This window comes from Marinobacter albus (assembly GCF_030238305.1).
GTDB lineage: Bacteria > Pseudomonadota > Gammaproteobacteria > Pseudomonadales > Oleiphilaceae > Marinobacter > Marinobacter albus.
The window spans coordinates 1,227,159-1,252,444 of the sequence record NZ_JASSQD010000001.1 but is presented as its reverse complement, the minus strand read 5'-3'; the positions used below and the strand labels follow the sequence as shown (position 1 = coordinate 1,252,444).

Here is a 25,286-nt window from a genome sequence, read left to right as displayed (position 1 = left end):
CAGCGGATGGAGCCCGGTGATGATGTCTGACAGGAAGCAGTTTGCGTTGGTAATGGTGGTTGCCGCCCTGTTTGTTGGCTGGCTTGGCTGGCGCGGATTCGAAATTATCAGTCTGAACGACCGCCTGAAAGCCGATGAAAAGGTCGCCAGCTATCCCTATCAGCACAGGGTTCTGCGTGTGGAAGGCAGCACAGCCATCATGAGTTCGCTGCGCTCCCATACAACGTCGACACAGGAAGCTCTGGGCACGGTTTTTCCAAACATGCGCAACCTGAGCGACGGTCATCGCTCGTGGCAAAAGGCTGAACGGGAACTCGCCCATATCCAGGCAAGGTCCGGTGATATCGTGCTGGGGGCGTCTGGAATCGACCGGATTCGCTGGGAACTTGACGAAAACTGGTACCATCTCCAGGCAATGAAATCCAACTACGACACAGGGCTTTGACCACTTTCAATATGACCCATGACTCTCCACTGGCCACATCGCCCCATCCGTACGACTCACTGACTCCCGACATCATTCTGGACGCCATGGAAGAGGCCGGCTTCGCGGTCAGTGGACGGCTATTTTCCCTCAACAGTTATGAAAACCGGGTGTACCAGATCGGGCTGGACGAAGGCGCACCGGTGATCGCCAAATTCTACCGCCCCGGCCGCTGGAGTGAAGCTGAGATCCGTGAGGAGCATGAATTCACGCTGGAACTCGTTAATGCCGACATCCCCGTGGTTGCGCCATTGGCCATGCCCTCGGGCGATACGCTCGGACGACACGGCGACTTCCTGTTCGCGGTGTTTGCCCAGCGCGGCGGTCAGGCGCCGGATGTCAGCGTAACAGATACCCTGTACCGGCTGGGCCAGTGGCTCGGACAGATGCATAACATCGGTGCAAGCAAGCCGTTCAGGCACAGGCCGGGCATCTCGCTTCTGGACGGCATCGAAAGGAAAAACCGGCTGCTGGTCGAAGGCGACTGGGTTCCGGATGATCTTCGCCCTGCATGGGACAGCCTGATTCCGGACCTGATCCAGGCCTGCGGCGCCCGGATTGACGAGGCCGGCCCGGTCGCCACCCTGAGACTCCACGGCGACTGTCATGCCGGCAACATACTCTGCCGGGACGAACAGATGTTGTTCGTGGACCTCGACGACTGCCGCACGGGACCTGCGGTCCAGGACATGTGGCTACTGCTCAATGGCGAGGATTCCGAGCGCGGAGCCCAACTGGGCGAACTGCTTGAGGGCTATGAGATGTTCCGGGACTTCAATCGCCGGGAACGCCACCTGATCGAACCCCTGCGCTGTTACCGCCAGATTGCCCACTGTGCGTGGCTGGCCAAACGCTGGGACGACCCGGCCTTCCCCCGGTTCTTTCCGTGGTTTGGCCAGCCACGATTCTGGTCCGATCAGATTCTGTCTCTGAGAGAACAGCTGGCCGCCCTGCAGGCACCCTCGATCTCCCTTCCCGGGCAATACTGATCAACCCATCGACCACATCCAAATGAGGTAGACATGAGCCAGAATGAGGCCCGTTTCACCGTACGCAGTCTGATTGTCACCGCCATTGTCACGGCGATCGCCACAGTCATGGTGCTTGAAACCAGCGGCAAGATTGACCATTCGGACAACAAGGACCACGTACCTGTCGGTGACTTCCAGGCCATTCACGTGACCCCGGAAGAGCCCTTCCGGATGTCACCGAAAGCCTCCGAATTGCACGCTGCCTGTGAAAACGGATTCCTGGCTATCGCGGCGGACGCGGACCCCTCGTTTCGCGGCATCCTGGTAGACTACAAAAACCGCGGGGTCCGTTGCAGCCGACCGGCGCCGACCGCTCCCGCCGTGCCCGATACGGAGGAGGTCGATAGCAATGGCTAAGTCAGGGCAGCCGCCAGAGCAGATCACAGACCGGCTCTTCGCCACCGAGCGTCGACCCGAGGATTTCCGCTTCGATGCTTCAGTGGCGCGGGTGTTTCCGGACATGATCCGCCGCTCGGTCCCCGGGTATACCACCATCATTCCCATGATCGAAGTGATCACCGAGCAATACGCGCAGGCAGACTCCCATTGCTACGACCTGGGCTGCTCCCTGGGCGCGTCCACTCTGGCGATGCGGCATGGCATTTCACACCCGGACTGCGCACTCGTGGGAGTCGACAACTCCAGCGCCATGATCGAGCGCTGCGAACATTACATCGCGCTGGATGACAGCTCACTGCCAGTGACCCTGCGCTGCGAGGACATCCTTGAGACCGAACTCAGCGATGCCTCGGTAACCACGCTGAACTTCACTCTCCAGTTTGTTCCGCCCGATCGTCGAACCGACCTGCTCACCCGTATCGCCGAGGCCACGCGTCCGGGCGGGGTGCTGATCCTATCTGAGAAAATCCGTTTTGAGTCCGACGAGGAACAGGATATCCAGACCCGGCTGCACCATGAGTTCAAGCGGGCCAACGGCTACTCGGACCTGGAAATCAGCCAAAAGCGCTCCGCCATCGAACAGGTACTGATTCCCGAAACCCTGGCCGACCACAAGGAACGGTTGCTGGCCGGGGGATTTGATCAGGTTCTGGTCTGGTACCAGTGCTTCAATTTTGTCTCCATGCTGGCAATCAAGGCCCGCTGAATACATTCAGAGAATCATGGCAACTTTCGACTGGAAAAAACACTTTGAACCACTGCTCGCCGAGCTTGCGCAGAGCGGGCAGGCCCGCTGGGCCGACCGCCTTCGCAGTCAACTTACCCATCGTTTTGACGACGCCCCGCACGGTGACCTGGACCGCTGGCTGGCGGCACTGAACGAACTGCCTGAGCTTAGCGGGGTTGAAACAGACCTTGAGCGCCCGGCCATCACCCTGAGTACCCCGGATGGCCTGACCGCCCTTCAGAAGACACGGCTGGAGAACGCCCTCCGTGGGCTGATGCCCTGGCGTAAGGGGCCCTTCGACTTCTTCGGAACCTACATTGACACCGAGTGGCGATCTGACTGGAAGTGGGACCGGGTACGGCCGTACCTGTCTGAGTTGTCTGGCCGACGCATTCTGGACGTCGGTTGCGGCTCCGGCTACCACTGCTGGCGCATGCTCGGCGAGGGCGCAGAACGCGTTATCGGCATTGATCCGGGTCTGCTCTTTCTGTTTCAGTTCCTCAGCGTGAAACGCTATCAAGGTGATGTGCCGGTGGACCTGTTGCCGGTGCGGATGGAGGACTTGCCAGACAACCTGCAGGCCTTCGATACCACCTTATCGATGGGCGTGCTTTACCATCGCCGCTCCCCCCTGGATCATCTGCTCGAACTCAAGGGCACACTCCGGCGCGGCGGTGAACTGGTGCTGGAAACGCTGGTCGTGGACGGCCCGGAAGGCTTCACGCTGATGCCGGAGGACCGGTATGGGAAGATGCGTAACGTCTGGTTCCTACCCAGCTGCGATACCCTGCTGCGGTGGCTGGACCGCACGGGCTTCCGCAACGCCCGGATCGTGGACGTCACTGAAACCACCACCGATGAGCAACGCAGTACCGACTGGATGCGCTTCAATTCACTTCAGGACTTCCTGGACCCGGCCGATCCGTCCAGGACAATCGAAGGCTACCCGGGCCCCAAACGGGCAACCATCATCGCCGAGAAACCCTAGGCACAAAAAAACCGCCCTGAAGTTTCCCACAGGGCGGCTATTCTGCTCTATCGATTACTCACCGAACGGGTGGCGCAGGGTGATCGTCTCGATCCGATCCGGCCCCGTCGAGATGATATCGATCGGTGCCTCAATCTGCTCCTCAAGGAACCGGATGTAGGCCTTGGCATTCTCAGGCAACTGCTCGACACTGGTCAGCCCCACGGTGCTATCGCTCCAACCCGGAAGCTCGGCGTAAACCGGCTCGATGTCCTTGTAGCTGTCGCACCCGATGGGCGGGCGGAAGATCTCGCCATTCGGTGTCTTGTAACCCACACACACCTTCACAGTCTCCAGTCCGTCCAGAACATCCAGCTTGGTCAGACAGATGCCGGAAACACTGTTGATCTGGATTGCGTGGCGCAGGGCCACGGCATCAAACCAGCCACAACGGCGCGAGCGACCGGTGGTGGTACCGATTTCATTGCCCTTCACCGCCAGGTGTTGGCCCATGTCATCAAACAGCTCGGTCGGGAAAGGACCGGAGCCGACACGGGTCGTGTAGGCCTTGGTGATACCCAGGACGTAGTCCAGAAACAGGGGACCGAAACCGGAACCCGTAGCGGTACCGCCCGCCGTGGTATTTGAGGAAGTGACGTACGGATAGGTGCCCAGATCAATATCCAGCAGGGAACCTTGGGCCCCCTCGAACAGGATGTGTTCGCCACGCTTCCGGAAATCGTGCAGCATGTCGGTCACGTCCGCCGCCATCGGCAGGATTTCCTCGGCCATCTGCTTGAGCTCTTCCAGAGCCGCGTCGATATCTTCCGCCTCTTCCTTGAAGTACTCGGTCAAGACAAAGTTGTGGTAGGACATTATTTCCCGCAGCTTGGCCTCAAAATCGCCAGGATTGCAGAGGTCGCCCAGACGCACCCCGCGGCGGGAAACCTTGTCCTCGTATGCAGGACCAATACCGCGCCCAGTGGTTCCGATCTTGTCATTGCCACGGGCACGCTCACGGGCCTGATCGATACGGACGTGCGTGCGCAGGATAATTGGACAGGCCAGGCTGATCCGCAGACGGTCGCGGACGGCAACCCCGTTGGCTTCAAGTTCACGCACTTCCTTCAGCAGCGCTTCCGGGGACAGCACAACGCCATTACCGATCAGGCAATAGACGTGCTGGCGCAGGATGCCGGACGGAATCAGGTGCAGCGCGGTTTTCTTGCCATCAATCACCAGTGTGTGGCCGGCATTGTGACCGCCCTGAAAACGGACCACGGCTGCGACCTTATCAGTCAGCAGGTCAACAATTTTACCCTTGCCTTCATCACCCCACTGGGTGCCCAGCACAACAACGTTTTTACCCATGATTCTCTCTCAATGCGGCTGTCCCAGAGGACAGACGGTTCGCAAGTTTACCTGTAAATGAGTTCACCGACGCCCGACAGGCCTCAGCCCAGTTTCTCAACGACCCACTGGCCGCCCCGTTTAACCAGTTTCCGGTCGCAGCCTTTGGCGGCCGGATCGGCTCCGGCATCGTCCGGGAGCGCGCGAATAACCGTCTCGGTCAATCTCAAACCGGAAATAGCGCTTTCAAGCGCCGGATCTTCATCGGCCGGAGCCCAGATTGCGCCGACCCGCTTCTGAACCCGCTCTCCCAAAGAAACCAGGGCGCGGATGTCCAGACTGAACCCGGTCGCCGGGCGAGCGCGGCCGAAATCACTGCCGATGGCGTCATAGCGACCACCCTTGGCCACCGAATCCCCGTGGCCGGGTACATAAGCGGCAAATACCAGACCGGTGTGGTAGTTATACCCACGCAGCTCACAGAAATCGAAGCCCACGCTTACTTCCGGATAATCCCGCGCCAGCATGTCACAGACGCGACCGAGTTTTTCCAGGGCCGCGTCAAGTTCTGGCGAGGCGCCCGCCAGAATCCGCCGTGCTTCGATCAGCGCTTCCGTACCGCCACTGACTCGCGCCAGCTCGCGCAACCGCGCGCCCGCAGATCCGGACGGACAATGCCCCAGCAGCTCGTCCAGCTCCGGCACCGATTTGCGGGCCATGGCATCGAAGATGGCCGCTTCAGTGTCGCGATTGAAGTCGGCGTCACCGATAAGGCTCTGGTAAATCGAAACATGCGCCAGATCGAGATGAATACGGGGCAGACCGGACACTCGCAAAGTCTCCAGCATCAGGCTGATCACTTCCATATCGGCGGCTTCGGATTCGCTGCCGAACAGCTCACACCCTGCCTGAATCGGCGTCCTGCCAGTCAGCATGTGCCGGGGCCGTGTATGCAGGACATGACCGGCGTAACAAAGGCGGGTAATGCCTTCCTGCCCCATCGTATGCGCATCGATACGGGCGGCCTGGGGTGTCATGTCGGCCCGGACCCCCATCATGCGGCCAGTCAGCTGATCCGTGAGCTTGAAGGTCTGCAGCTCCAGATCGTGCCCGGTACCGGTGAAAAGTGACTCGAGATATTCAATCAGCGGTGGGATTACAAGCTGGTAGCCCCAGCGTTGGCAGGTATCCATTACATCCCGGCGCAGGGATTCGATCCGTCCGGCCAGGGGCGGCAGAATGTCCTCTACCCCGTCCGGCAGTAACCAGCGATCAGATACTGTCATGAGATTACGTTGTCCGTCAGGCCCGCTTCGGCGAGAGCGCCGTGGGGTTTACACAGGATTTATGGCGAATTCCGCGGCAAAAACCGGAAACAAAACCGTCGGAATTTTACACGGTTGGTCGGCACAAAAAAACCGGAATACCGAGGTATTCCGGTTTTTCGATCCGGGAGGCGGAGCTTCAGCGACCGCCCTGAGGATCCTTCAGGAATTTCATGAAGTCACTGTCGGAGTCAATGACCATGATATCGTCCTTGCTGGAGAAGGTATTCCGATACGCCTGCAGACTGCGATAAAAGCTGTAGAACTCGGCATTTGAGCCATAGGCATCTGCATAGATCGTAGCCGCCTGGCCATCGCCTTCACCGCGGGTCTCCTCAGACTCTGCGAACGCTTCAGCCAGGATTACGGTGCGCTGACGATCGGCATCCGCACGGATGCCTTCTGCCAACTCACGGCCCCGAGAGCGGAATTCCTGGGCCAGCTTCTCTCGCTCGGTCGCCATACGGCGGTATACGTTCTCACTGACCTGACCGGGAAACTCGATCGCTTTCACCCGCACATCCAGCACCTCAATGCCAAATTCTTTGAGGGAGGTCTCGTTCACCCGGTCACGCAGTGAGTGCATCAGCTCATCGCGCTGCCCGGATACCACTTCGTGCATGGTACGAATACCAAACTCGTCACGCAGGCCATTGTCGACCCGGGACAGCAGCAGAGACTGTGCCCGGTATTCGTCGCCGCCGGTGGCACGATAGAACTGGTCAACGTCACGGATTTTCCAGGCAATGTAGGAATCCACATCCAGCGGCTTCTTCTCGACCGTCAGGTACTGGCGGGACGGAAGATCCATGGTCAGCACCCGGATATCGAATTCCCGGACCTGATCAATGACCGGCACTTTGAAATGGATCCCGGCCTGAATGTCGGTTTCCACCAACTCACCAAAGCGCAACATAACGCCCCGGTGCGTTTCCGGGATGATGTACACGCTGGACAGCACGAGCAGGACAACAATGAGGGCGCCTGCAAGACCCACTACACCTTTAGGTCCCATGATTATCTGCTCCTCCGTACATTAGTGTCCTGCCTGGAACGCAGCTCCTTGATGACCTGATCGGTCAGGGACTGAATATCCATCTGGTCGCCGCTGCCGTCCGAAGACTGACCACCGCTGCGCGGGAGCCTCCCTTGGGTCAGGCGATCCAACGGCAGATACATCATGTTGCCACTGCTTTCGGTATCCACAAGGATCTTGCTGCTGCTGGACAGCACCGTTTCCAGGGTCTGCAGGTACATGCGGTCACGGGTAACCGTCGGTGAATTCTGATAAACCGCCAACAACTCGAGGAAGCGCGCGGTTTCGCCTCGGGCCCGCTCGATGACTTCCTGTTTGTAGGCGTTAGCTTCCTCAATCATGCGCTGGGCCTGGCCTCGAGCTTCGGGAACCACCTTATTCCGGTAGGTTTCGGCTTCTTCCTTGACGCGCTGCTCATCTTCCCGTGCGCGCTGAACTTCGCGGAAAGCATCCTGAACGGCCGGTGGTGGCTGAGTACTCTCAACGTTCACACGCACGATCTCCAGACCGGTACCATACTCGACCAGGAACCGCTGCAGACGCTGTTCGACCCGGACGGACAGCTCAGCCCGGCCTTCGGTCAAAACGTCATCCAAAGACGAACTGCCCACTTCGTGACGCAGGGCGCTGTCGGTGGCAAAAGCCAGTGCCTGATTCGAGTCGCGAACGTTCAGTACGTAGGCCTGTGCATCGCCGACCCGGTACTGAACCTGCAGATCGACGGTCACGAGGTTTTCATCCTGGGTCAGCATCTGACCGCTGGATTCAGCAGTACGAACACTAGTCACCCGCACCTTGGTTACGTCATCGATCAGAGGCACCTTGAAACGCAAGCCGGGGTTTTCAGTCCGGTTGTACTCGCCAAAACGCAGAACAACCGCGCGTTCCTGCTCGTCAACGGTGTAGAAAGACTGGAAGACCACATAGCCGGCCACCAGAATAGCGGCCAACGCGAGAATGGCCCCAAAGCCCCCCGCGCCACCACCGGTGCCGCTGCCACTGCCGCCGGACTTACCGCCTTTTCCGCCCAGCATTTTGTTCAGTTTATCGAGACCTTTCTTGAGCGCCTCGTCGAGGTCTGGCGGCCCCTGATCATCGCCGCGACGACCGCCGGTACCCCAGGGGTCATTGTCGTTGCGATTTCCACCCGGTTCGTTCCAGGCCATAGTGCTCTCCGTTCCTGACTTATAGAATGGCTGCAAATACTAGGGATTTATCAGCGTCCCGGCAATAGCCTGCCAAATATCAGGCTGGGCCATCGTCGAGACGGACCGAATTTTCGTTCATTCCGGCACGGCTCAGTAACTGACGCCAGTCCCGGTACTGCAATCGTACCTCAACGACGGCGTCACCACTTTCCCGGTGCTGTTCGCTCAACACCGAATTCGCTTCGTGGAGCAAGGCCCGCAGTTTGCCATCAGCCGGTCCGAGCAGCACGTAATAGTGAACAACGTCCTCGGCAAGGCGTTCCACTATGGCATCAAACAGCCCGTCCAGGCCTTCACCCGTGACCGCAGACACCCAGGCTCGCACCGGAATTCCATCTTCATTGCGCTCGACGCGAGGGGTGAAATTATCAAGTAAATCAATCTTGTTAAATACCTGAAGCGCGGGAATCTCATCCGCACCTATCCCCGCCAACACCTCTTCAACCTGCTCGATATTCTCATCCCGGCGGCTGTCATGGCAGTCGATGATGTGCAATAGCAGAGACGCTTGCGTTGTTTCTTCCAGCGTTGCCCGGAACGCCTCCACCAACTTGTGGGGGAGATGACGAATGAACCCGACGGTGTCGGCCACTACGACCGGGCCGATATCCGGAAGTTCCAACCGGCGCAGCGTCGGATCGAGCGTCGCAAACAACTGATCTGCTGCATATACGCTGGAAGTGGTAATTCGGTTGAACAAGGTCGACTTGCCGGCGTTGGTATAACCAACCAACGAAACTGTCGGGATGTCAGCACGCTTTCTCGCCCGCCGCCCCTGATTGCGCTGGCGACGAACCTTTTCCAGGCGCTTGTGGATGGACTTGATGCGCTCGCGCAACAGTCGACGGTCTGTCTCGAGCTGGGTCTCACCGGGCCCCCGCAGACCGATACCCCCTTTCTGACGCTCCAGGTGGGTCCAGCCCCGAACCAGACGCGTCGACATATGCTCAAGCTGGGCGAGCTCGACCTGCAGCTTACCTTCGTGGGTTCGTGCGCGCTGGGCAAAAATATCGAGAATCACGCCGGTCCGATCCAGCACACGACATTTCAGGTCCCGCTCGATATTGCGCTCCTGGCTCGGGCTCAGGGCGTGGTTGAACAAGACCACATCTGCCTCGTTCGCGCTGATGGCGTCACGAATTTCTTCCAGCTTGCCCTCACCCACGAACAGCCGGGGACTGGGCTGCTTACGAGAGCCATTGACTTCAGCCACAGGCTCAACGCCTGCTGATGTTACCAGCTCCCGAAATTCTTCGGGATCTTCGGTCTCTTGCTGGGAGGTGAAATCGATGTGGACCAGGATAGCCCGTTCACCGACATCTGGACGTTCAAACAAGTGTTTTCAGCTCCGAAACAGTCAAACTGTTAAACCATAAAAACAAACACCCGCGCCCTTCCGAGCGGTGACGCTCTTCAGGGACGCGGGTGACAGTACCGGCGAGCCGGGTAAATCAGTCTTCAGACTCACCCTCTCCTCCCGGGGCCTGCGGCGGAATGCGAACATTGCGGGCAGGTACCACGGTGGAAATAGCGTGCTTGTAGACCATCTGGCTGACAGTATTTTTCAGCAAAATCACGAATTGGTCGAAAGACTCGATCTGGCCCTGAAGCTTGATACCATTGACCAGAAAGATGGAAACCGGAATGCGTTCCTTGCGCAAAGCATTGAGGTAAGGGTCTTGTAACGAGTGCCCTTTTGACATGTGTGTTCTCCTGTTTTTAGTAAATGCAGATCGTCATTTTTCAGAGTTAAATGTGGTGCGAAGTCCGATTTTTTTCAAGGCTGCCTGAGAGATATCTTCGTCCCCGCTATCCAGCCAGTGCACACTGGACCACTTGCGCAGCCAGGTTAACTGCCGCTTCGCCAACTGACGCGTGGCAGAAACGCCCTTGCTTACAAATGTGTCATAGTCATAATCACCGGCCAGGTAACCCCAGGCCTGACGATAACCGACACAACGCATGGAAGGGAGATCAGGGTGCAAATCGCCTCTGACCATCAGCGCCCGCACTTCATCAAGAAACCCTGCATCCAACATGTTCATAAAACGCAGATGGATTCTCTCGTGAAGCACTCGCCGCTCCTCAGGCGCCATGGCGAGCTGCGTCACAGTATACGGAAGCGAAGTGACTTCGTCTGCCTGCCATTGGGTGAAATAGGTGTAATCCTCGACACCATCCCCTTGATTTTGGGGCAGACTGGCGCCCTCGGCCTGCCAGAATGACGAAATGGGCTTGCCCGTCAGGCGAATGACCTCCAATGCCCGCAATAAACGCTGGCGGTTGTTGGGATGGATCAGCCGCGCGGCAACGGCGTCCTTTGCCTCAAGCTCCTGATGCAGTGCCGACCAGCCTTTCCGGCTTGCCTCCTGTTCCAGGACCCGACGCAGTTCCGGGTCCGCACCCGGCAATCCGGACATCCCATGCAGCAAGGCCTTGAAGTACATCATGGTGCCGCCCACCAGCAATGGAATGCGTCCCGCTTTGGTGATCCTTTCCATTTCTGTCAGGGCATCCCGCCGGAAATCCGCCGCAGAGTAGGATTCAGCCGGGTCACAAATATCGATCAGCCGGTGCGGTGCCCGCGCCAGCTCTTCGGCGGATGGTTTGGCAGTACCAATGTCCATGCCCCGGTATATCATGGCGGAATCGACACTGATGATGTCGCAGGGCAGGCGCTCGCACAGCTCGATCGCCAGGTCCGTCTTTCCCGACGCCGTCGGCCCCATCAAAAAAATGGCGGGCGGCCGCTGCTCTGCCTCGTTCCTCTGCGCTGTCATGATCAATCAGCGCCCTCTCAGGAACAGTTTGTCCAGCTCCGACAGCGTCACCAGCGTCCAGGTTGGACGGCCATGGTTGCATTGACCGCTGCGCTCGGTGGCTTCCATGTCCCGCAAAAGGGAGTTCATTTCCGGAATGGTCAGCTGGCGGTTGGCCCGCACCGAGCCATGGCATGCCATGGTTCCCAGAAGCTCGTGAGTGACCGCCTCGACCCGGTCGCTTTGACCATGTTCAATGAGATCGGCCAGAACGTCCCGGATCAGCTGTTCGGCATCCGCGCCGCGTAGCAGAGCCGGCACCTGCCTGACCGCCAGCGTCTCGGGCCCGATCCGCTCAACCTGCAACCCGAGCTGCTGCAAATCCTCGCCGTGGGACTCCGCCAGCGCCGCTTCCTTCTGGCTTACGGCCACCGACAGAGGCACCAACAGAGGCTGACTCTTGAGATCCTGCTCCGCCAATGCCCGCTTCATCCGCTCGTAGGTGATGCGCTCGTGTGCCGCATGCATGTCCACCACGATCAAGCCGGCCCGCCCCTGGGCGAGAATATAGATGCCGTGGAGCTGGGCAATGGCGTACCCCAACGGCGGCTCCTCGTCGCCGTCTGTCGGAGGCGTAGGCATTGCCTCAGCCATACCGGCTGACGCCTGCCGCGAGCCATTATCGACGCCACCACCGGCATTCAACGAGTTATAGAACGCCATCTGGTCACTGGCATGCCACTCCTGCTGCGGCTGGGACTGCCCCGAGTACTGGCCCCCGAAGGCATTCGTATGCGTCGGCGGTTGACCGGAGTCCAGACCTGCAGGCTGCCCGGACCACGCTCCGGCAGCCGTTCCCGGACCAGCCACGGAGGGTTGCTGCATAGCCGCGTTTTCGCGCCCGAATGATTGAGCAACCGCACCACGCAGGTGGTCGTCCGGGCGCACATCGGCCAGCGCCTTGTGCAGCGTGCGGAATATGAAATCGTGGACCAGCCGACCATCCCGGAACCGGACTTCATGCTTCGTGGGGTGCACGTTCACGTCGACGGTGGCCGGGTCGACCTCGAGGTACAGGACAAAAGCCGGGTGACGATTGTTGTAGAGCACGTCCCGATAGGCCTGACGCACCGCATGAGCCACCAGGCGATCGCGGATGACCCGGCCATTCACAAAGAAATACTGCAGGTCCGCCTGACTCCGAGAAAAGGTCGGCAACGCCACCCAACCCCACAACCGCAAGCCGGTTGCCTCGGCATCAATCAACACAGCATTGTCGATGAACTGCTGACCACACAGGGCGCCAATTCGGCGCTCCTTATCCACAGGGGACTCTGCCGGACGCAGACTCTGTACGACTCTCTGATTGTGACGCAAGGTGAATCCGGCGTCGAAGCGGCTCAGCGCCTGGCGCCGGACACACTCGTCCACATGATTGAATTCTGTTTTTTCCGTGCGCAGGAACTTGCGGCGGGCGGGAGTATTGAAGAACAGGTCACGCACTTCGACGGTTGTACCAACCGGATGCGCTGCGGGTGAAATGCGGGCATCCATGTCACGGCCCTCCACTTCCACGCGCGAAGCCGCCTCCTGGGCCGCCGTCCGCGACGTCAGCGTCAGGCGGGAAACAGAGCTGATACTGGCCAGCGCCTCGCCACGGAAACCCAGCGAGGCCACCGCTTCCAGATCGTCGAGACTGGCAATCTTGCTGGTGGCATGGCGACTGAGCGCCAGTGGCAGGTCCTGCTCTTCGATACCGCTGCCGTCGTCCCTGACCCGGATAAGCTTTGCGCCGCCCTGTTCGACTTCCACATCGACCCGGCCGGCACCTGCGTCCAGGGCATTTTCAACCAGTTCCTTAACGACAGACGCAGGACGCTCCACCACCTCGCCGGCGGCGATCTGGTTCGCGAGCCGTGGCGAGAGCAATTGAATGTGGGGCATGTTTCGGGAAAACCTCTTGATCAGGATGCGGGAATACGAATGGTTTGCCCTACCATAACACGGTCATCCCTCAGGCCGTTAAACTGCATCAGCTCACTGACGGTGGTCTGGTTCCTCCTGGCGACCCCGGAGAGCGTGTCTCCGCGCTGTATCCGATAATGACTGACACTACTACCACCCCGCTGCTGCTGTTTCTGCCAGGCCAGTAAGGTGCCCGGTGGCGGTGTTTTCTGGAAGTAATCGTCTACGCCTTTCATGATTGCGTTGGCGAGCCGGTTCCGATACCACTCTGTCGACAGATTCTTCTCTTCCTGGGGGTTGGAGATAAACCCGGCCTCGACCAGGATGGACGGGATATCCGGGGATTTCAGGACCACGAACGAGGCCTGCTCGACGCCCGACTTGTGCAGCTTGGCGACGCTGCCCAGTTTACCCAGCACGGAGCTGCCCACCCCCAGGCTGGCGTTGATGCTTGCGGTCATGGACAGGTCGAGCAGCACCCCTGCCAGCATGTCGTCCCGGCCATCCAGTGACACCCCACCGGTCAGGTCTGAACGATTTTCACTCTGGGCCAGCCAGCGCGCAGTCTCACTGGTAGCGCCCCGCTGCGACAGCGCAAAAACCGACGCGCCTTTCGGCTGGGGGGTACGGAAGGCATCGGCGTGCACCGACACAAACAAGTCCGCGTTGTACTTGCGCGCCAGCAGGGTCCGGTTGCGGAGGCCGATGTAATAGTCCCCGGTGCGGGTCAGCTTCGCCGTGTAACCGGGTTGCTGGTTGATGAGGCTGGCAAGCGTCTTCGCCATTTTGAGAACGACGTCTTTCTCGCGGGTGCCCCGGGGGCCTGTTGCGCCCGGATCCTCACCGCCGTGGCCGGCGTCAATCACCACAATCACATCCCGCTTGCCATTGGCGTTCTGGGTCACTGTGGGTTTGGCAGCTTTCTCCAACCTGCGACCACCCTCATCAATCAGATCAACCACGAGGCGATGGCCATACTGATCATTCGGCTCAAGCTGGAAACTGCGCGGTTTGATGTCGCTGTTCAGATCCAGGACCACACGGAGATCCGTGCCGTTACGGGGCGCACTCCGGATCCGGCGAATCGGGCTTCCGGACAGGTCCAGCTTGTCAAAATCCGCCTTCAGGTCCGTATTCTTCAAATCAATGACCAGTCGGGCAGGGTTCTGCAGTGAGAATACGTTGTGGGCAACCTTGCCGGCGGTGTCGAGCACCAGACGGGTATGATCCGGAGCCGGCCAGACACGCACGCCCTCCACGCGGGTACCCGCCTGGGTAGCAAGCGAGGCCGACAACATCAGAACCATCGTCAGACCCGCCATTCTGTCTAGGATTGATACAAGCTTACTCATGCCGCTGTCCTGCTCTAAAAGAGACATAGCCCGGTGCCGTCAATGGTCGGGCCCGATCAATTCCAACTGGTTCAGCAGGGCTGCCCCCTGCTCAGAACCCGCCCTGAGCACCGCCGAGCGACCTTCGCCCTCGCGCTCAAGGTGTATTTCAAGGTCGGCCTCTGGCAACAATCCCTTACCTCGCTCGGGCCACTCAATCAGGCAGAGGCTCTGGCCCGTGAAATAATCCCGGATGCCCATGTATTCCAGCTCCTCCGGATCACCCACTCGGTAGAGATCGAAGTGATACGCCATCGGCTGCAAGTGTTCGTACGGCTCAACCAGTGTGTAGGTCGGGCTTTTGACGGCACCCTCGTGCCCCAGCCCTCGCATGACTCCCCGGCTGAGCGTGGTTTTGCCCATACCAAGATCACCTTCCAGAAACACAGTAAGCCCCTGGCCCGACGCAACAACAACCCGGGCCAACTCGCGTCCGAGGTGTTCGGTTTCCGATTCGTTTTCCAGGAACAGGCGCCGCTCATTTCCGAAAATAGTCATGAGCCCTCCCGGCTCCCCATAATTCCAACTTCCGCCTGGCTGAACACGGTCGGTAAGGCGTCGATAACGTCGCTGGGTATCAGACCCATGAACCCTTTGCTCTGAGTTGCGACGTTTGCGGCGGCCAGGTGAACACTGGCGGCGAGTCCCGCTGCCCGCCGGGCATCACCGAGCTGGCCATACAACGCGCCAATCATGCCCGACAACACATCTCCCATACCCCCGGTCGCCATGCCGGGGTTGCTGCCGCTGACAATATCGACGACCTCTCCCTCTGAGGCAATCACCGTTCCGGCCCCTTTCAGAAGAATCGTACCACCATAGGTTTCCTGCAGCCTTCGGGCAGCAGCAATCCGGTCCGCTTCCACCTCGGGCACCAGGCAGTCCAGCAGCCGGGCCGCTTCTCCCGGGTGCGGCGTCAGTATGTGATTGTCCGCAAGTATCGGGACACGTGAGGACAGCAGGTTGAGCGCATCCGCATCGAGAACCCTTGGCTTGCCGCTGTCGACGACCTGCTCCAGCATCTGCTGCCCCCAGGCCCCCTGGCCCATTCCCGGACCACAGACGATGACCGTTGCCGATTCCAGCAGCGACGGCAGCTCGGATCCGTGAATCAGACCGTGGACCATGACCGAGGGACAGCGGGCCAATGCCGCCGTTACATGTTCCGGGCGCGTGGCCAGGGAAACAAGCCCCGCCCCGGAGCGGGCAGCGGCTTCAGCCGCCATCAAGCCGGCCCCACCGAAACCGCGATCACCCGCCACCACCAGCACGTGCCCGAATTGCCCCTTGTGCGCGTTAACTGCCCGTACCGGCAGCCAGGATCGTGTTGTTCCCCAGTCAAGCCGATGCGCCAGCGGCGGCTGCCCACTCAGGGTGACACCATCTCCGGTATCGAGCGATTCAAACACCACAGAACCGCACGCGGCCGCACCCTGCCCGGTAAACAAACCGGCCTTCAGGCCAATGAATGTCACCGTCAGATCAGCCTTGACCGCATCCCCTTCTGTCGCCCCCGTGGTGGCATTGAGCCCCGATGGCAGGTCGATCGCCAGTACCGGCGCCGCGACGCTGTTGCAGCGGGCGATCAGCCCGGCGAAGGGCTCCCGTGGTGCCCCGGATACACCAGTGCCGAGCATCGCATCCACCAGCACTCCGGCCTGGCTGAACAGCTCATCCAGCTCTAAATCACCCAGGTCACCCAGTTCCAGCACCGGCACCCCATCTTTGCTCGCTTTCCGCCAGGCCTTGCGGGCATCACCGGACAGCTTTCCGGTCGGGGCAACTGCAATACACCGCACCTCGATTCCGTGGCGTGCCGCATTGGCCGCCACCAGGTAACCATCGCCGCCGTTATTTCCCGCGCCGCACAACACGAGCACAGGCCCCTGGTCAGGCCAGTGCCGGACCAGCTGACGGAACGCCGAATAGGCGGCCCGCTGCATCAGATCGAAACCGTCTACCCCCTGCTGATCAATCACATAGCGATCGATCTCCCGCACGGCATCGGCGGAAAACAATGCGTCTGGTAGACTGCTCACATCGGACGGCGGCATGAGCCCTCGCTCCCGTTACAGAAACCGGTTTAAGAAAAATGGCCATATACCTGTAAAGCATAGCAAAACAGGGAAAAAGGTCATAACTTAATCAAATTAAAGTTTGGCATACTGATTTTCAATAAGTTGCCTCAGAACAGCAGGCCCCATGAGCGCAGCACCTGACCCCTCAAATACCGAAAAGGATTTCGCAGACCTGGTTGATCGCATTCGCGACCGAGCCTATGAACTCGGCTTTGCAGATCTCGGCATAACCCTCCCCGAAACCGGCCCACATGCCGGGCATCTGCAGCGCTGGCTGGAAAAAGGCTATCAGGGCGAAATGGATTACATGGGCTATCACGGCGACAAGCGCTACACACCCACATCTCTGGTGCCCGGCACGGCCAGGGTCATCTCCGTGCGAATGGATTACCTGCCTGCTCCGGACAACCCGAAAGAAGCGCTTACTAACCGGGAAAACGCGTACGTGACCCGATACGCGCTGGGACGGGACTACCATAAGCTGATCCGCAAACGGCTGGCCACTCTGGCGAACTGGATTGACGAAGCTGTCAGCGGTTATGACTATCGAGCGTTTGTGGACAGCGCGCCGGTGCTTGAGCGTGCGCTCGCTCAGCGCGCGGGGCTGGGATGGATCGGCAAGAACAACATGCTGATCCACCCCAGGGCCGGCTCGTTCTTCTTTCTGGGCGAGATTTTTACCAGTGCCCCGCTGCCGGTGGATGAACCCTTCGAAACGGACCACTGCGGCAGCTGCTCTGCCTGCCTCGACCTGTGCCCGACTGATGCATTCGTCGGAGCGCACGAACTCGACGCCCGACGCTGCATCAGCTACCTCACCATTGAACTCAAGGGCAGTATTCCCGAGGAACTGAGATCACTCATGGGCAATCGGGTGTTTGGCTGCGACGACTGCCAACTGGTCTGCCCCTGGCAGAAATTCAGCAAACCCACCGGCGAAGACGACTTCCAGCCACGTCACGGCCTGGACAACACTTCCCTGGCGGAGCTGTTTCTCTGGACCGAAGAACAGTTCCTGAAACGGACAGAGGGGTCGGCGATTCGCCGGACGGGTTATGACGGATGGCTGCGAAACCTGGCCGTGGGCCTGGGCAATGCGCCCTCAACCATCCCCGTCATCGAAGCCCTGAAACAGCGGGCGGACCACCCCAACGGTATGGTCCGCGAGCACGTACAATGGGCCCTGAGGCAGCACGGTCTATAGCTTGAAGAAGGTATCGCGGTAGTGACGCAGCTCGTTGATGGAGTCCCGGATATCATCGAGTGCCAGATGACTCCCCTGCTTCTTCACGCCTGCCAGCACGTCCGGGCGCCAGCGCCGCGCCAGCTCCTTGACGGTGGAAACGTCCAGGTTGCGGTAATGAAAGAAACTCTCCAGCTTCGGCATGTACTTGACGAGGAATCGACGGTCCTGACCAATGCTGTTTCCACACAGCGGCGACTTGCCCGACTCCAGATACTGCTGGAGAAATTCCAGAGTCTGCTTTTCCGCCTCGGCTTCATCAATGCTGCTTTCTTTCACGCGCTTGGTCAGGCCACTGGCACCATGGGTGTTGGTGCACCACTCATCCATCGAGTCCAACAGGCTATCAGGCTGATGCACGGCAATGACCGGCCCCTCAGCCACGACATTGAGCTCCGAATCAGTGATGATGGTGGCCATCTCAATAATCCGTTCCTTCTCCGGGTCGAGGCCGGTCATCTCCAGGTCTATCCAAACTAAACGATCACCTTCTGCCATTCTCAGCTCCTAACCTCGGGTATCTTGATGGTGGAAATGGGTAATACTCTGCGTATTGTGGCCGATTCACGTATGATGTGACACCTCACTCCACCGAATACTGGCAGCTGGTCCTTAATGGCAAAACGGCGACTGAACAAACAGCAGCAATTCCGAATCAAAAAAATCCAGGAAGAGCGAGCAGCCCGCGTAGCCCGGAAGGAAAAAGCCGTTCAGGAACAGGCCGACGCCGGAGAATTGGGCCCCGAGCAGGAGGGGCTCATCATTGCTCACTACGGGCAGCAACTGGACGTGGAACCCCTTGAAGGGGAAAAGGCCGGCGAGGTAGTCCGCTGCTTTGTCCGTGCCAATATCGACAGCCTGGTAACCGGGGACACGGTGGTCTGGCGGCCCGGCAAGAATGAGACGGGCGTCATCGTCGCCCGCTGTGACCGCCAGAACCTGCTGCAACGTCCGGATAATTTCGGCGCCCTCAAACCGGTGGCGGCCAACATTGATCACATCATTCTGGTCATCGCCTCGGAGCCCGAACCCCACGACAACCTGATCGACCGGTACCTGGTGGCGTCGGAAATCACCGATATTCCTGCCGTCATCCTGCTGAACAAAACCGACCTGATTACTGACCGGAACCGGGATCAGATCGATGCCCTACTGGGTCGCTACGAATCGCTGGGCTACGAGGTTGTCCGCACCTCCGCGACCGAATCCGGCAACCGGCCCTCGCCCGAGGTTGAAGCACTGGTGAAAGACCAGACCAGCGTTTTTGTCGGTCAGTCGGGCGTCGGCAAATCATCGATCATCCAGACGCTGATTCCGGATGAGGCCATTCGGGTCGGCGCCGTTTCGGAAAGCACGGGCAAAGGCGTGCACACCACAACCACCGCCAAACTCTTCCACCTGCCCATCGGCGGCGATCTGATCGATTCACCAGGCATTCGGGAATTCGGCCTCTGGCACATGACGCCCCAGGAGATCGAATACGGGTTTCGGGAAATACGGGATGAGATCGGCCACTGCAAGTTCCGCAACTGCCGGCACATGGGCGACCCTGGATGCGCCATTGATGCTGCCGCTGCAGAAGGCCGGATCAGCCCCGAACGCCTGAAAAGCTTCCACCGTATTCTTCAGGACATGAGCGAGCAGCAGGCACGCGGCCTCAAACTGGACTGACCGACACTCTCGGGGTTACCAGGTCAGCTCGCCGGGAGCCGGGTCGGGTTTGTCTTCCTCCCAATCACCGCTCTTCAGCTTGTCCATCGCTTTCTGCTTCTCAGCTTCCGAAGGCTGGGTCAGATCAATAAGCGGCTCATCATTGTGGCCGGCACTGTCCTGAATTCCCTTAACCGTCTTTTTGTTCAGCACGATGATGGAAATTCGCCGGTTGATCGGGGCTTGCGGATCTTCCTTATCGAACAGCACCGAGTCACTGAGTCCGACAACCCGGGCAATCTGTCCCTGCCGGACACCGCCAGCCACCAATGCCCTTCGGGCGGTATTGGCACGGTCGGCGGACAATTCCCAGTTGGTGTAGCCCGGCCGCCCGCTGAAGGGGGTCGCATCGGTATGGCCCGTCAGGCTGAGCTTGTTATCCACCGAGCCGAGGGTTTTGGCCAGCTCGAACAGGATGTCCTGGGAGTAGTACTTGAGCTCTGCGCGACCGCTGTCGAACATCGGGCGTCCCGAGCGGTCGACGATCTGGATGCGCAAGCCCTCGTCCGTGATGTCGATCAGCAGTTGGTCCTTGAACTCCTGCAGCGTTTCATTCTGCTCAATCCGCTCCTTGAGTTCCTGAAACAGCTCTTCCATACGGCGTTGCTCAAGGGTTTCGGAGAGTTCGTCCACCACTTCGTCTTCTATCTGGATCTGGCTGGATTCAATATCGGGACTCGCTTCGGTGACCACCGACGCGCTGCCCTCGAGGTCTACGGGATTGGGCGAGCCTCCCTCGGTAAAACCGACGGGGTCGCGGAAATAGCCTTCCACTGCTCGCTTCTGCTCGGGCGTGGCCGTCGCCGTTAACCAGAGCACCAGGAAAAACGCCATCATGGCGGTCGCAAAATCGGCGAAGGCCACTTTCCACGAGCCACCGTGGTGACCGCCAGCAACCACCTTCTTGCGTTTGATGATGATCGGTTGTTCTTCCACGCATCAGCTCCGGATCAGTGTTGGACGGATATTACTTGGAGCGAACGTGATCGTTCAGTTCCTGGAAGCCGGGGCGCTTGTCGGTGGGCAACGCCTTGCGACCAAATTCGATAGCCATCTGTGGCGCCTGACCGGACACAGTGGCGACAATGGCCGACTTGGTGCACTCGTAGGCTTTCAGTTCGTATTTCGCAGAATGTTCCATGGCAACGGACATCGGGCCGACAAAACCATAGCCCATGAAAATACCCAGAAAGGTACCGACAAGTGCTGCGGCGACACTGAGACCGATCCGCTCCGGCCCCTCGGACAGGAAGTTCATGGTAATCACGATCCCGAGCACCGCAGCGACAATGCCCAGGCCCGGCAGCGCGTCGGCAACCTTGTTGACCGCGTGCGAGGGTTCCTCCAGCTCGTGCTGGCGACTGTCAATCTCGTTCTCCATCATGCCTTCAAGCTCATGGGTCGCCATGTTGCCGGAGCTGATGATGCGCAGGTAATCGGTAATAAATGCGAGCAGCTCCTTTGATTTCATGATCGCAGGGTACCGACTGAAGATCTGGCTGGACTCGGGATTGTCGATGTCCTCTTCAATGGCCATCACACCCTGCTTGCGGGACTTGTCGAAAACCTCGTACAGCAGGCTGAGAAGATCCATGTAAAAGGATTTATTGAACGGTGATCCGGTCAGCTGGCGCAGCATACCTCGGAACACTTCCTTGACCGTGTGCAACGGGTTGGCGATCACGAACGAGCCGATTGCGGCGCCGAAAATAATCAGGATCTCTGTGGGCTGCCAGAGAACCAACAGGTTGCCACCGTGCAGCGTATACCCGCCTAGCACGCTCGCAACTACAACCACCGCTCCAATAATCAGTAACATGGGGAGAATGCACGCCTTGGTTTTTGGTTATCAGCGAACGCCACGAGCGCCCGCATTATTATGAGCCCCGATCATAGCAAGGCTCTGCAACGACCGCTAAGCCGTGAAACAATTTCTATACAAGGACCAGTCTTTGCTAAACTTCGCGCCTTTGAGCGCTAAGGGTCCTTTTTCAATGTTTAACAAGCTGTTTGTTCTGAGCCAGTACGTTACGCCACAACTGGCCGTTTCGCGCCTTGCCGGCCGGCTGGCGGACAATGACCGCACACCGGCACTCAAGAATCGCGTGATCAAATGGTTTATCGGCCGCTACGGCGTAAACATGAGCGAAGCCGCGGAGCCAGACCCCACAGCGTATTCCAGCTTCAATGCATTTTTTACCCGTGCCCTGAAACCCGGACTTCGCCCCCTGGCCGAAGGCGAGAAAACCCTGGTGAGCCCGGTTGATGGCGCCATCAGCCAACTCGGTCAGGTAAGTGGTGACCGGGTGTTCCAGGCCAAGGGACAGTCTTTCAGTCTGACCGAACTGCTCGGCGGGGATCAGCAGCGGGCAGAGCCGTTCGAAGAGGGCGAATTCTCCACGATTTACCTGTCTCCGAAGGACTATCACCGCATTCATATGCCTGTGGCCGGCACCCTTCGGGAGATGGTTTACATTCCGGGCAAGCTGTTCTCGGTGAATCCGGTGACCGCTGAAAATGTCCCGAACCTGTTTGCCCGCAACGAACGGGTTGCCTGCATCTTTGACACCGACGCAGGGCCTATGGCGATGGTGCTCGTGGGCGCGATGATTGTCGGCAGTGTCGAAACCGTCTGGTCTGGTGTTGTCGCGCCCGGGAGTGGCCTGATCACCAGTACAGGCTATGAAGGAGAGCAGGCCCGGTCGTTTGCCAAAGGCGAGGAAATGGGTCGATTCCGGCTGGGCTCAACGGTGGTCATGGTTATGCCGAAAGGTGCCGTGACCTGGAACGACGAGCTCGACGCGGGCAAGACTGTGCGAATGGGCGAGGCCTTCGGCACACTGGCCTGAGATCTACGCCCGCGCGAAGGGAAAGGCGAGGACGTCAGAAATATCCTTCGTCCCCACCTTGAGCATCAATAGCCGGTCAAGCCCAAGCGCAACGCCGGCGCAATCCGGCAGGCCTGCGGCCATCGCCGCCAGGAACGCGTCGTCCACGGGCATCTCAGGCTTGCCCGCCCGCCTGCGAAGCTGGTTATCCGCCTCGAACCGTTGGCGCTGTTCGCCAGCATCAGCCAGCTCCCAGTAACCATTACACAATTCCAGACCGTTGATATAGAGCTCGAAGCGGTGGGCCATGTCATGCCCGTCCACCTCCGACACCCGGGCCAGCGCAGCCTGGGACGCGGGATAACCGGTAATGAATTCCGGAACGTCCTGGCCCAGATGGGGCTCCACGGCAAAACTCATCACCAGATCCAGGCAGCCATCGCGGCCGAGGCCCGCAATCTGCCCGGGAGCCAGCCATTGTTCGCATCGACGCGCCAGGTCGCGATCGGTGATCTCGAACGGGTCAAGTTGGGCCCAAACCTTCATGGCCTCACGATAGGACCGCAGGCGGGGAGGCGGGCAACCGAGCCAGCCACAGACCAGATCCGATACCTCGGCCATCAGCGCGTTATCATCGAATCCGACCCGATACCATTCGAGCAGCGAAAACTCCGGATTGTGGCGACGCCCACACTCCCCGTTCCGGAAAACTTTTGATATCTGATAGATCGACCCCGACCCCGCCGCCAGGAGTCGTTTCATATGGTATTCGGGAGAAGTCTGCAGCCAGCCGCCGCGACGTCCCATGGCCGAAACGTCGGCAAACACACCGTCCAGGTTAACGTCAGTCACGCCATGCTGGGCCAATACCGGCGTCTCAACCTCCAGGACCCGCCGCTCAGCAAAAAAGCCGCGCACAAACGCTAACTGTTGTGCACGGCTTTTCAGGACTGCCTGGGAGGCAGATGGCTGCCAGACAGGATTCTCGGTCATACCCGGGGTCAGCTGCTTTTTACGCGGCTGACATACTCGCCCGAGCGGGTGTCGACCTTAAGCACTTCACCGATCGTGATGAACAGCGGGACGTTGACCACGGCACCCGTGGAGAGCGTCGCTGGTTTGGAACCGCCCTGGGCAGTATCGCCCTTCATGCCGGGATCGGTATCCACCACTTCCAGCTCAACGAAGTTGGGCGGAGTCACGATCAATGGCGCGCCATTGTAGAGGGTGACCGTGTAGACATCCTGCTCCTTGAGCCACTTGACGGTATCGCCGACGGCCTTGGCATCGGCCGGATACTGTTCGAAAGAGCCGTCAGTGAGCATGAAATGCCAGAATTCGCCATCGGTGTACAGGTACTCCATGTCCTGATCGATGACGTCAGCGGCTTCGAGGCTCTCGCCGGACTTGAAGGTGCGCTCCCAAACCCGATTCGTCATGAGATTCCGCAGTTTTACACGGTTAAACGCCTGCCCCTTCCCCGGTTTGACGAACTCGTTATCGAGCATGATACAGGGGTCGCCATCCAGCAAAACCTTAAGACCGCTGCGGAATTCGTTGGTAGAATATGAAGCCATGAAATGTTCACCTGACAAAATGCAGTTTAAAAATCAAAGGTCGCTATGATACAGCGAACCCCCACCCGTATAGAAGCCCACCTTGCCGATGACGACAGAAGCTGGCAGCAATTGCTCTCGGAGTCGATTACCTCACCGGAGGTGTTGCTGGAAAGACTGGAGTTGGCACCCGAGCGCTGGCTGGCGGGCGCTCGGGCCGGGCACGAGCTTTTCCCCGTGCGGGTTCCCGAGCCCTTCCTGAACCGCATCAACAAATCCGATCCGGAAGACCCCCTGCTGAAACAGGTACTTCCGCTGGATCAGGAAAGCCTGACCGTTCCAGGATTCATGCGCGATCCGCTGGAAGAGGGCGGAGCCATCCAGACTACGGGCCTGATCCGCAAGTACCGAAGTCGCGCCCTGTTGATGGTTACCGGGCAATGCGCGATCAACTGCCGCTACTGTTTCCGTCGTCACTTTCCTTATGAGGACCAGCGCCTGAGTCCGGAAGACCGGCAACACGTGATCGACACCCTGTCGGCAAGTCCGGAAATCAATGAAGTCATTCTCAGCGGCGGCGACCCGCTCGCTGTCAACGACCGCCTGCTGGCTCAGTGGGCGTCTGACCTCAGCGCCATTCCCCACATCCGCCGCCTGCGCCTGCACACCCGGTTGCCGGTAGTGATCCCTCAGCGTGTGTGCGACGCACTGCTGAACTGGCTGGCTGCGACCCCGGTCCAGGTCATCATGGTTCTGCATATCAACCATCCTGCGGAAATTGACGACGCAACCCGAAGGGCCTTGGGCAAGTTGCGGGCGGCGGGGGTTACCCTTTTAAACCAGAGTGTAATCCTGCGGGGCGTAAACAATGACCCCGATGTGCTGGAAGCGCTCAGCGAAACCCTGTTTGACGCTGGCGTGCTGCCTTACTACCTCCACGCCTTTGACCCGGTTGAGGGCGCGCATCATTACGATGTCGCCGACGAAGAGGCGCGGAACCTCGTTCAGGTGCTGCTGGCCCGGCTGCCAGGATTCCTGGTGCCGAAACTGGTGCGGGAGGTGCCCGGCCGGGAGGGCAAGTCCCCTATTAACCTGTTCCCGTGACGCGCTTCTCAAATTTTTGGCCTAACTTCACATGTCAAAGATTGTGAACTCGTGATTTGTTCGCTTTTTGTAACTGGCTTGCTATTTTAGAGTCCGGTAATGTTCAAACAATTATACGTATTTGC

At 59.3% G+C, this 25,286-nt stretch carries 25 protein-coding genes; 9 read left to right on the top strand and 16 right to left on the bottom strand.

The features are described from left to right. Window positions 1–19: 19 nt before the first annotated feature. From QQF73_RS05905 to cmoB, 5 genes are read left to right on the top strand one after another with little or no spacing between them, the layout of a single operon-like run. The gene (locus QQF73_RS05905) at window positions 20–445 is read left to right on the top strand and encodes a hypothetical protein (RefSeq protein ID WP_228743319.1); all 426 of its coding nucleotides are present in this window, start codon (window positions 20–22) and stop codon (window positions 443–445) included. A gap of 11 nt (window positions 446–456) precedes the next feature. Next, window positions 457–1,473 carry a serine/threonine protein kinase gene (locus QQF73_RS05900; protein ID WP_219868046.1) on the top strand — a complete coding sequence of 339 codons (1,017 nt, stop codon included), beginning with the start codon at window positions 457–459 and terminating at the stop codon, window positions 1,471–1,473. 33 nt (window positions 1,474–1,506) lie between these two features. Then, complete coding sequence (locus tag QQF73_RS05895; protein WP_219866390.1) at window positions 1,507–1,872, top strand: PA3694 family proteiin; 366 nt, start codon at window positions 1,507–1,509, stop codon at window positions 1,870–1,872. Continuing rightward, window positions 1,865–2,620, top strand: coding sequence for a carboxy-S-adenosyl-L-methionine synthase CmoA (cmoA, locus tag QQF73_RS05890; RefSeq protein ID WP_219866391.1), 756 nt, complete (start codon window positions 1,865–1,867; stop codon window positions 2,618–2,620). Before QQF73_RS05895 ends, cmoA begins: the two co-directional genes overlap by 8 nt. A 16-nt stretch (window positions 2,621–2,636) precedes the next feature. After that, window positions 2,637–3,629: a tRNA 5-methoxyuridine(34)/uridine 5-oxyacetic acid(34) synthase CmoB gene (cmoB, locus tag QQF73_RS05885; protein WP_285367576.1), complete on the top strand. Its 993-nt coding sequence runs from the start codon at window positions 2,637–2,639 to the stop codon at window positions 3,627–3,629. Between the two features lie 54 nt (window positions 3,630–3,683). Here the strand turns inward: cmoB and QQF73_RS05880 are convergent, their stop codons facing one another. The 11 genes from QQF73_RS05880 to QQF73_RS05830 all read right to left on the bottom strand — a co-directional run bounded on the left by QQF73_RS05880 (window position 3,684) and on the right by QQF73_RS05830 (window position 16,696). Then, the gene (locus QQF73_RS05880; protein WP_219866393.1) at window positions 3,684–4,979 is read right to left on the bottom strand and encodes an adenylosuccinate synthase; all 1,296 of its coding nucleotides are present in this window, start codon (window positions 4,977–4,979) and stop codon (window positions 3,684–3,686) included. 83 nt (window positions 4,980–5,062) lie between these two features. Further along, window positions 5,063–6,244 (bottom strand): ATP phosphoribosyltransferase regulatory subunit, encoded by a 1,182-nt coding sequence (locus QQF73_RS05875; protein ID WP_219866394.1) that lies wholly within the window; start codon window positions 6,242–6,244, stop codon window positions 5,063–5,065. Window positions 6,245–6,422: 178 nt separating this feature from the next. Further along, window positions 6,423–7,298 carry a protease modulator HflC gene (hflC, locus tag QQF73_RS05870; protein ID WP_219866395.1) on the bottom strand — a complete coding sequence of 292 codons (876 nt, stop codon included), beginning with the start codon at window positions 7,296–7,298 and terminating at the stop codon, window positions 6,423–6,425. A 2-nt stretch (window positions 7,299–7,300) separates the two neighbouring features. Continuing rightward, window positions 7,301–8,485 carry an FtsH protease activity modulator HflK gene (hflK, locus tag QQF73_RS05865; protein ID WP_219866396.1) on the bottom strand — a complete coding sequence of 395 codons (1,185 nt, stop codon included), beginning with the start codon at window positions 8,483–8,485 and terminating at the stop codon, window positions 7,301–7,303. 79 nt (window positions 8,486–8,564) lie between these two features. Beyond that, a complete protein-coding gene (gene hflX / locus QQF73_RS05860) occupies window positions 8,565–9,863 on the bottom strand; it encodes a ribosome rescue GTPase HflX (RefSeq protein ID WP_219866397.1) in 1,299 nt (432 codons plus the stop codon). Between the two features lie 115 nt (window positions 9,864–9,978). Continuing rightward, window positions 9,979–10,230: an RNA chaperone Hfq gene (hfq, locus tag QQF73_RS05855; protein WP_218635049.1), complete on the bottom strand. Its 252-nt coding sequence runs from the start codon at window positions 10,228–10,230 to the stop codon at window positions 9,979–9,981. A 33-nt stretch (window positions 10,231–10,263) separates the two neighbouring features. Further along, window positions 10,264–11,307 carry a tRNA (adenosine(37)-N6)-dimethylallyltransferase MiaA gene (gene miaA, locus QQF73_RS05850; protein WP_285367573.1) on the bottom strand — a complete coding sequence of 348 codons (1,044 nt, stop codon included), beginning with the start codon at window positions 11,305–11,307 and terminating at the stop codon, window positions 10,264–10,266. A 6-nt stretch (window positions 11,308–11,313) separates the two neighbouring features. Then, entirely contained in the window at window positions 11,314–13,230 is a 1,917-nt protein-coding gene (mutL, locus tag QQF73_RS05845; RefSeq protein WP_285367572.1) for a DNA mismatch repair endonuclease MutL, read from the bottom strand. A 20-nt stretch (window positions 13,231–13,250) separates the two neighbouring features. Further along, window positions 13,251–14,573, bottom strand: coding sequence for an N-acetylmuramoyl-L-alanine amidase (locus QQF73_RS05840; protein ID WP_219868048.1), 1,323 nt, complete (start codon window positions 14,571–14,573; stop codon window positions 13,251–13,253). A 69-nt stretch (window positions 14,574–14,642) separates the two neighbouring features. Beyond that, window positions 14,643–15,140, bottom strand: a complete 498-nt coding sequence (gene tsaE / locus QQF73_RS05835; RefSeq protein WP_285367571.1) for a tRNA (adenosine(37)-N6)-threonylcarbamoyltransferase complex ATPase subunit type 1 TsaE — start codon at window positions 15,138–15,140, stop codon at window positions 14,643–14,645. Beyond that, window positions 15,137–16,696: an NAD(P)H-hydrate dehydratase gene (locus QQF73_RS05830; RefSeq protein WP_285367570.1), complete on the bottom strand. Its 1,560-nt coding sequence runs from the start codon at window positions 16,694–16,696 to the stop codon at window positions 15,137–15,139. The genes tsaE and QQF73_RS05830 overlap by 4 nt, the downstream gene beginning before the upstream one ends. A 148-nt stretch (window positions 16,697–16,844) precedes the next feature. Between QQF73_RS05830 and queG the strand changes: the two genes are divergently transcribed. Next, window positions 16,845–17,924, top strand: coding sequence for a tRNA epoxyqueuosine(34) reductase QueG (gene queG, locus QQF73_RS05825; protein WP_285367569.1), 1,080 nt, complete (start codon window positions 16,845–16,847; stop codon window positions 17,922–17,924). On the opposite strand, the gene orn is transcribed toward queG, so the two are convergent. Further along, window positions 17,919–18,461, bottom strand: a complete 543-nt coding sequence (gene orn / locus QQF73_RS05820) for an oligoribonuclease (protein ID WP_219866402.1) — start codon at window positions 18,459–18,461, stop codon at window positions 17,919–17,921. The two genes, queG and orn, sit on opposite strands and share 6 nt — an antisense overlap. A 117-nt stretch (window positions 18,462–18,578) precedes the next feature. On the opposite strand from orn, the gene rsgA reads away from it, so the two are divergent. Continuing rightward, window positions 18,579–19,634, top strand: coding sequence for a small ribosomal subunit biogenesis GTPase RsgA (rsgA, locus tag QQF73_RS05815; RefSeq protein WP_219866403.1), 1,056 nt, complete (start codon window positions 18,579–18,581; stop codon window positions 19,632–19,634). A 15-nt stretch (window positions 19,635–19,649) separates the two neighbouring features. Here the strand turns inward: rsgA and motB are convergent, their stop codons facing one another. Both motB and motA read right to left on the bottom strand, forming a co-directional pair. Then, window positions 19,650–20,609 carry a flagellar motor protein MotB gene (gene motB, locus QQF73_RS05810; RefSeq protein ID WP_285367568.1) on the bottom strand — a complete coding sequence of 320 codons (960 nt, stop codon included), beginning with the start codon at window positions 20,607–20,609 and terminating at the stop codon, window positions 19,650–19,652. A gap of 31 nt (window positions 20,610–20,640) precedes the next feature. Further along, entirely contained in the window at window positions 20,641–21,492 is an 852-nt protein-coding gene (gene motA / locus QQF73_RS05805) for a flagellar motor stator protein MotA (protein WP_219866405.1), read from the bottom strand. A gap of 175 nt (window positions 21,493–21,667) precedes the next feature. On the opposite strand from motA, the gene asd reads away from it, so the two are divergent. After that, window positions 21,668–22,522 (top strand): archaetidylserine decarboxylase, encoded by an 855-nt coding sequence (gene asd / locus QQF73_RS05800; RefSeq protein ID WP_219866406.1) that lies wholly within the window; start codon window positions 21,668–21,670, stop codon window positions 22,520–22,522. A 3-nt stretch (window positions 22,523–22,525) separates the two neighbouring features. On the opposite strand, the gene epmA is transcribed toward asd, so the two are convergent. Together epmA and efp are read right to left on the bottom strand one after the other, a co-directional pair. Beyond that, the gene (epmA, locus tag QQF73_RS05795; protein WP_219866407.1) at window positions 22,526–23,494 is read right to left on the bottom strand and encodes an EF-P lysine aminoacylase EpmA; all 969 of its coding nucleotides are present in this window, start codon (window positions 23,492–23,494) and stop codon (window positions 22,526–22,528) included. Between the two features lie 8 nt (window positions 23,495–23,502). Then, window positions 23,503–24,078, bottom strand: a complete 576-nt coding sequence (efp, locus tag QQF73_RS05790; protein ID WP_219866408.1) for an elongation factor P — start codon at window positions 24,076–24,078, stop codon at window positions 23,503–23,505. A 45-nt stretch (window positions 24,079–24,123) separates the two neighbouring features. On the opposite strand from efp, the gene epmB reads away from it, so the two are divergent. Continuing rightward, the gene (gene epmB / locus QQF73_RS05785) at window positions 24,124–25,161 is read left to right on the top strand and encodes an EF-P beta-lysylation protein EpmB (protein WP_219866409.1); all 1,038 of its coding nucleotides are present in this window, start codon (window positions 24,124–24,126) and stop codon (window positions 25,159–25,161) included. Window positions 25,162–25,286: the final 125 nt, after the last annotated feature.

Coding starts and splice junctions, on each gene's coding strand:
- QQF73_RS05875 (WP_219866394.1), bottom strand. CDS start 6,244: ATGACAGTATCTGATCGCTGGTTACTGCCGGACGGGGTAGAGGACATT.
- cmoA (WP_219866391.1), top strand. CDS start 1,865: ATGGCTAAGTCAGGGCAGCCGCCAGAGCAGATCACAGACCGGCTCTTC.
- QQF73_RS05900 (WP_219868046.1), top strand. CDS start 457: ATGACCCATGACTCTCCACTGGCCACATCGCCCCATCCGTACGACTCA.
- mutL (WP_285367572.1), bottom strand. CDS start 13,230: ATGCCCCACATTCAATTGCTCTCGCCACGGCTCGCGAACCAGATCGCC.
- QQF73_RS05840 (WP_219868048.1), bottom strand. CDS start 14,573: ATGGCGGGTCTGACGATGGTTCTGATGTTGTCGGCCTCGCTTGCTACC.
- hflK (WP_219866396.1), bottom strand. CDS start 8,485: ATGGCCTGGAACGAACCGGGTGGAAATCGCAACGACAATGACCCCTGG.
- motA (WP_219866405.1), bottom strand. CDS start 21,492: ATGTTACTGATTATTGGAGCGGTGGTTGTAGTTGCGAGCGTGCTAGGC.
- QQF73_RS05905 (WP_228743319.1), top strand. CDS start 20: ATGATGTCTGACAGGAAGCAGTTTGCGTTGGTAATGGTGGTTGCCGCC.
- rsgA (WP_219866403.1), top strand. CDS start 18,579: ATGGCAAAACGGCGACTGAACAAACAGCAGCAATTCCGAATCAAAAAA.
- efp (WP_219866408.1), bottom strand. CDS start 24,078: ATGGCTTCATATTCTACCAACGAATTCCGCAGCGGTCTTAAGGTTTTG.
- epmA (WP_219866407.1), bottom strand. CDS start 23,494: ATGACCGAGAATCCTGTCTGGCAGCCATCTGCCTCCCAGGCAGTCCTG.
- miaA (WP_285367573.1), bottom strand. CDS start 11,307: ATGACAGCGCAGAGGAACGAGGCAGAGCAGCGGCCGCCCGCCATTTTT.
- tsaE (WP_285367571.1), bottom strand. CDS start 15,140: ATGACTATTTTCGGAAATGAGCGGCGCCTGTTCCTGGAAAACGAATCG.
- queG (WP_285367569.1), top strand. CDS start 16,845: ATGAGCGCAGCACCTGACCCCTCAAATACCGAAAAGGATTTCGCAGAC.
- asd (WP_219866406.1), top strand. CDS start 21,668: ATGTTTAACAAGCTGTTTGTTCTGAGCCAGTACGTTACGCCACAACTG.
- QQF73_RS05880 (WP_219866393.1), bottom strand. CDS start 4,979: ATGGGTAAAAACGTTGTTGTGCTGGGCACCCAGTGGGGTGATGAAGGC.
- QQF73_RS05895 (WP_219866390.1), top strand. CDS start 1,507: ATGAGCCAGAATGAGGCCCGTTTCACCGTACGCAGTCTGATTGTCACC.
- hflC (WP_219866395.1), bottom strand. CDS start 7,298: ATGGGACCTAAAGGTGTAGTGGGTCTTGCAGGCGCCCTCATTGTTGTC.
- QQF73_RS05830 (WP_285367570.1), bottom strand. CDS start 16,696: ATGCCGCCGTCCGATGTGAGCAGTCTACCAGACGCATTGTTTTCCGCC.
- epmB (WP_219866409.1), top strand. CDS start 24,124: ATGATACAGCGAACCCCCACCCGTATAGAAGCCCACCTTGCCGATGAC.
- hfq (WP_218635049.1), bottom strand. CDS start 10,230: ATGTCAAAAGGGCACTCGTTACAAGACCCTTACCTCAATGCTTTGCGC.
- cmoB (WP_285367576.1), top strand. CDS start 2,637: ATGGCAACTTTCGACTGGAAAAAACACTTTGAACCACTGCTCGCCGAG.
- orn (WP_219866402.1), bottom strand. CDS start 18,461: ATGGCAGAAGGTGATCGTTTAGTTTGGATAGACCTGGAGATGACCGGC.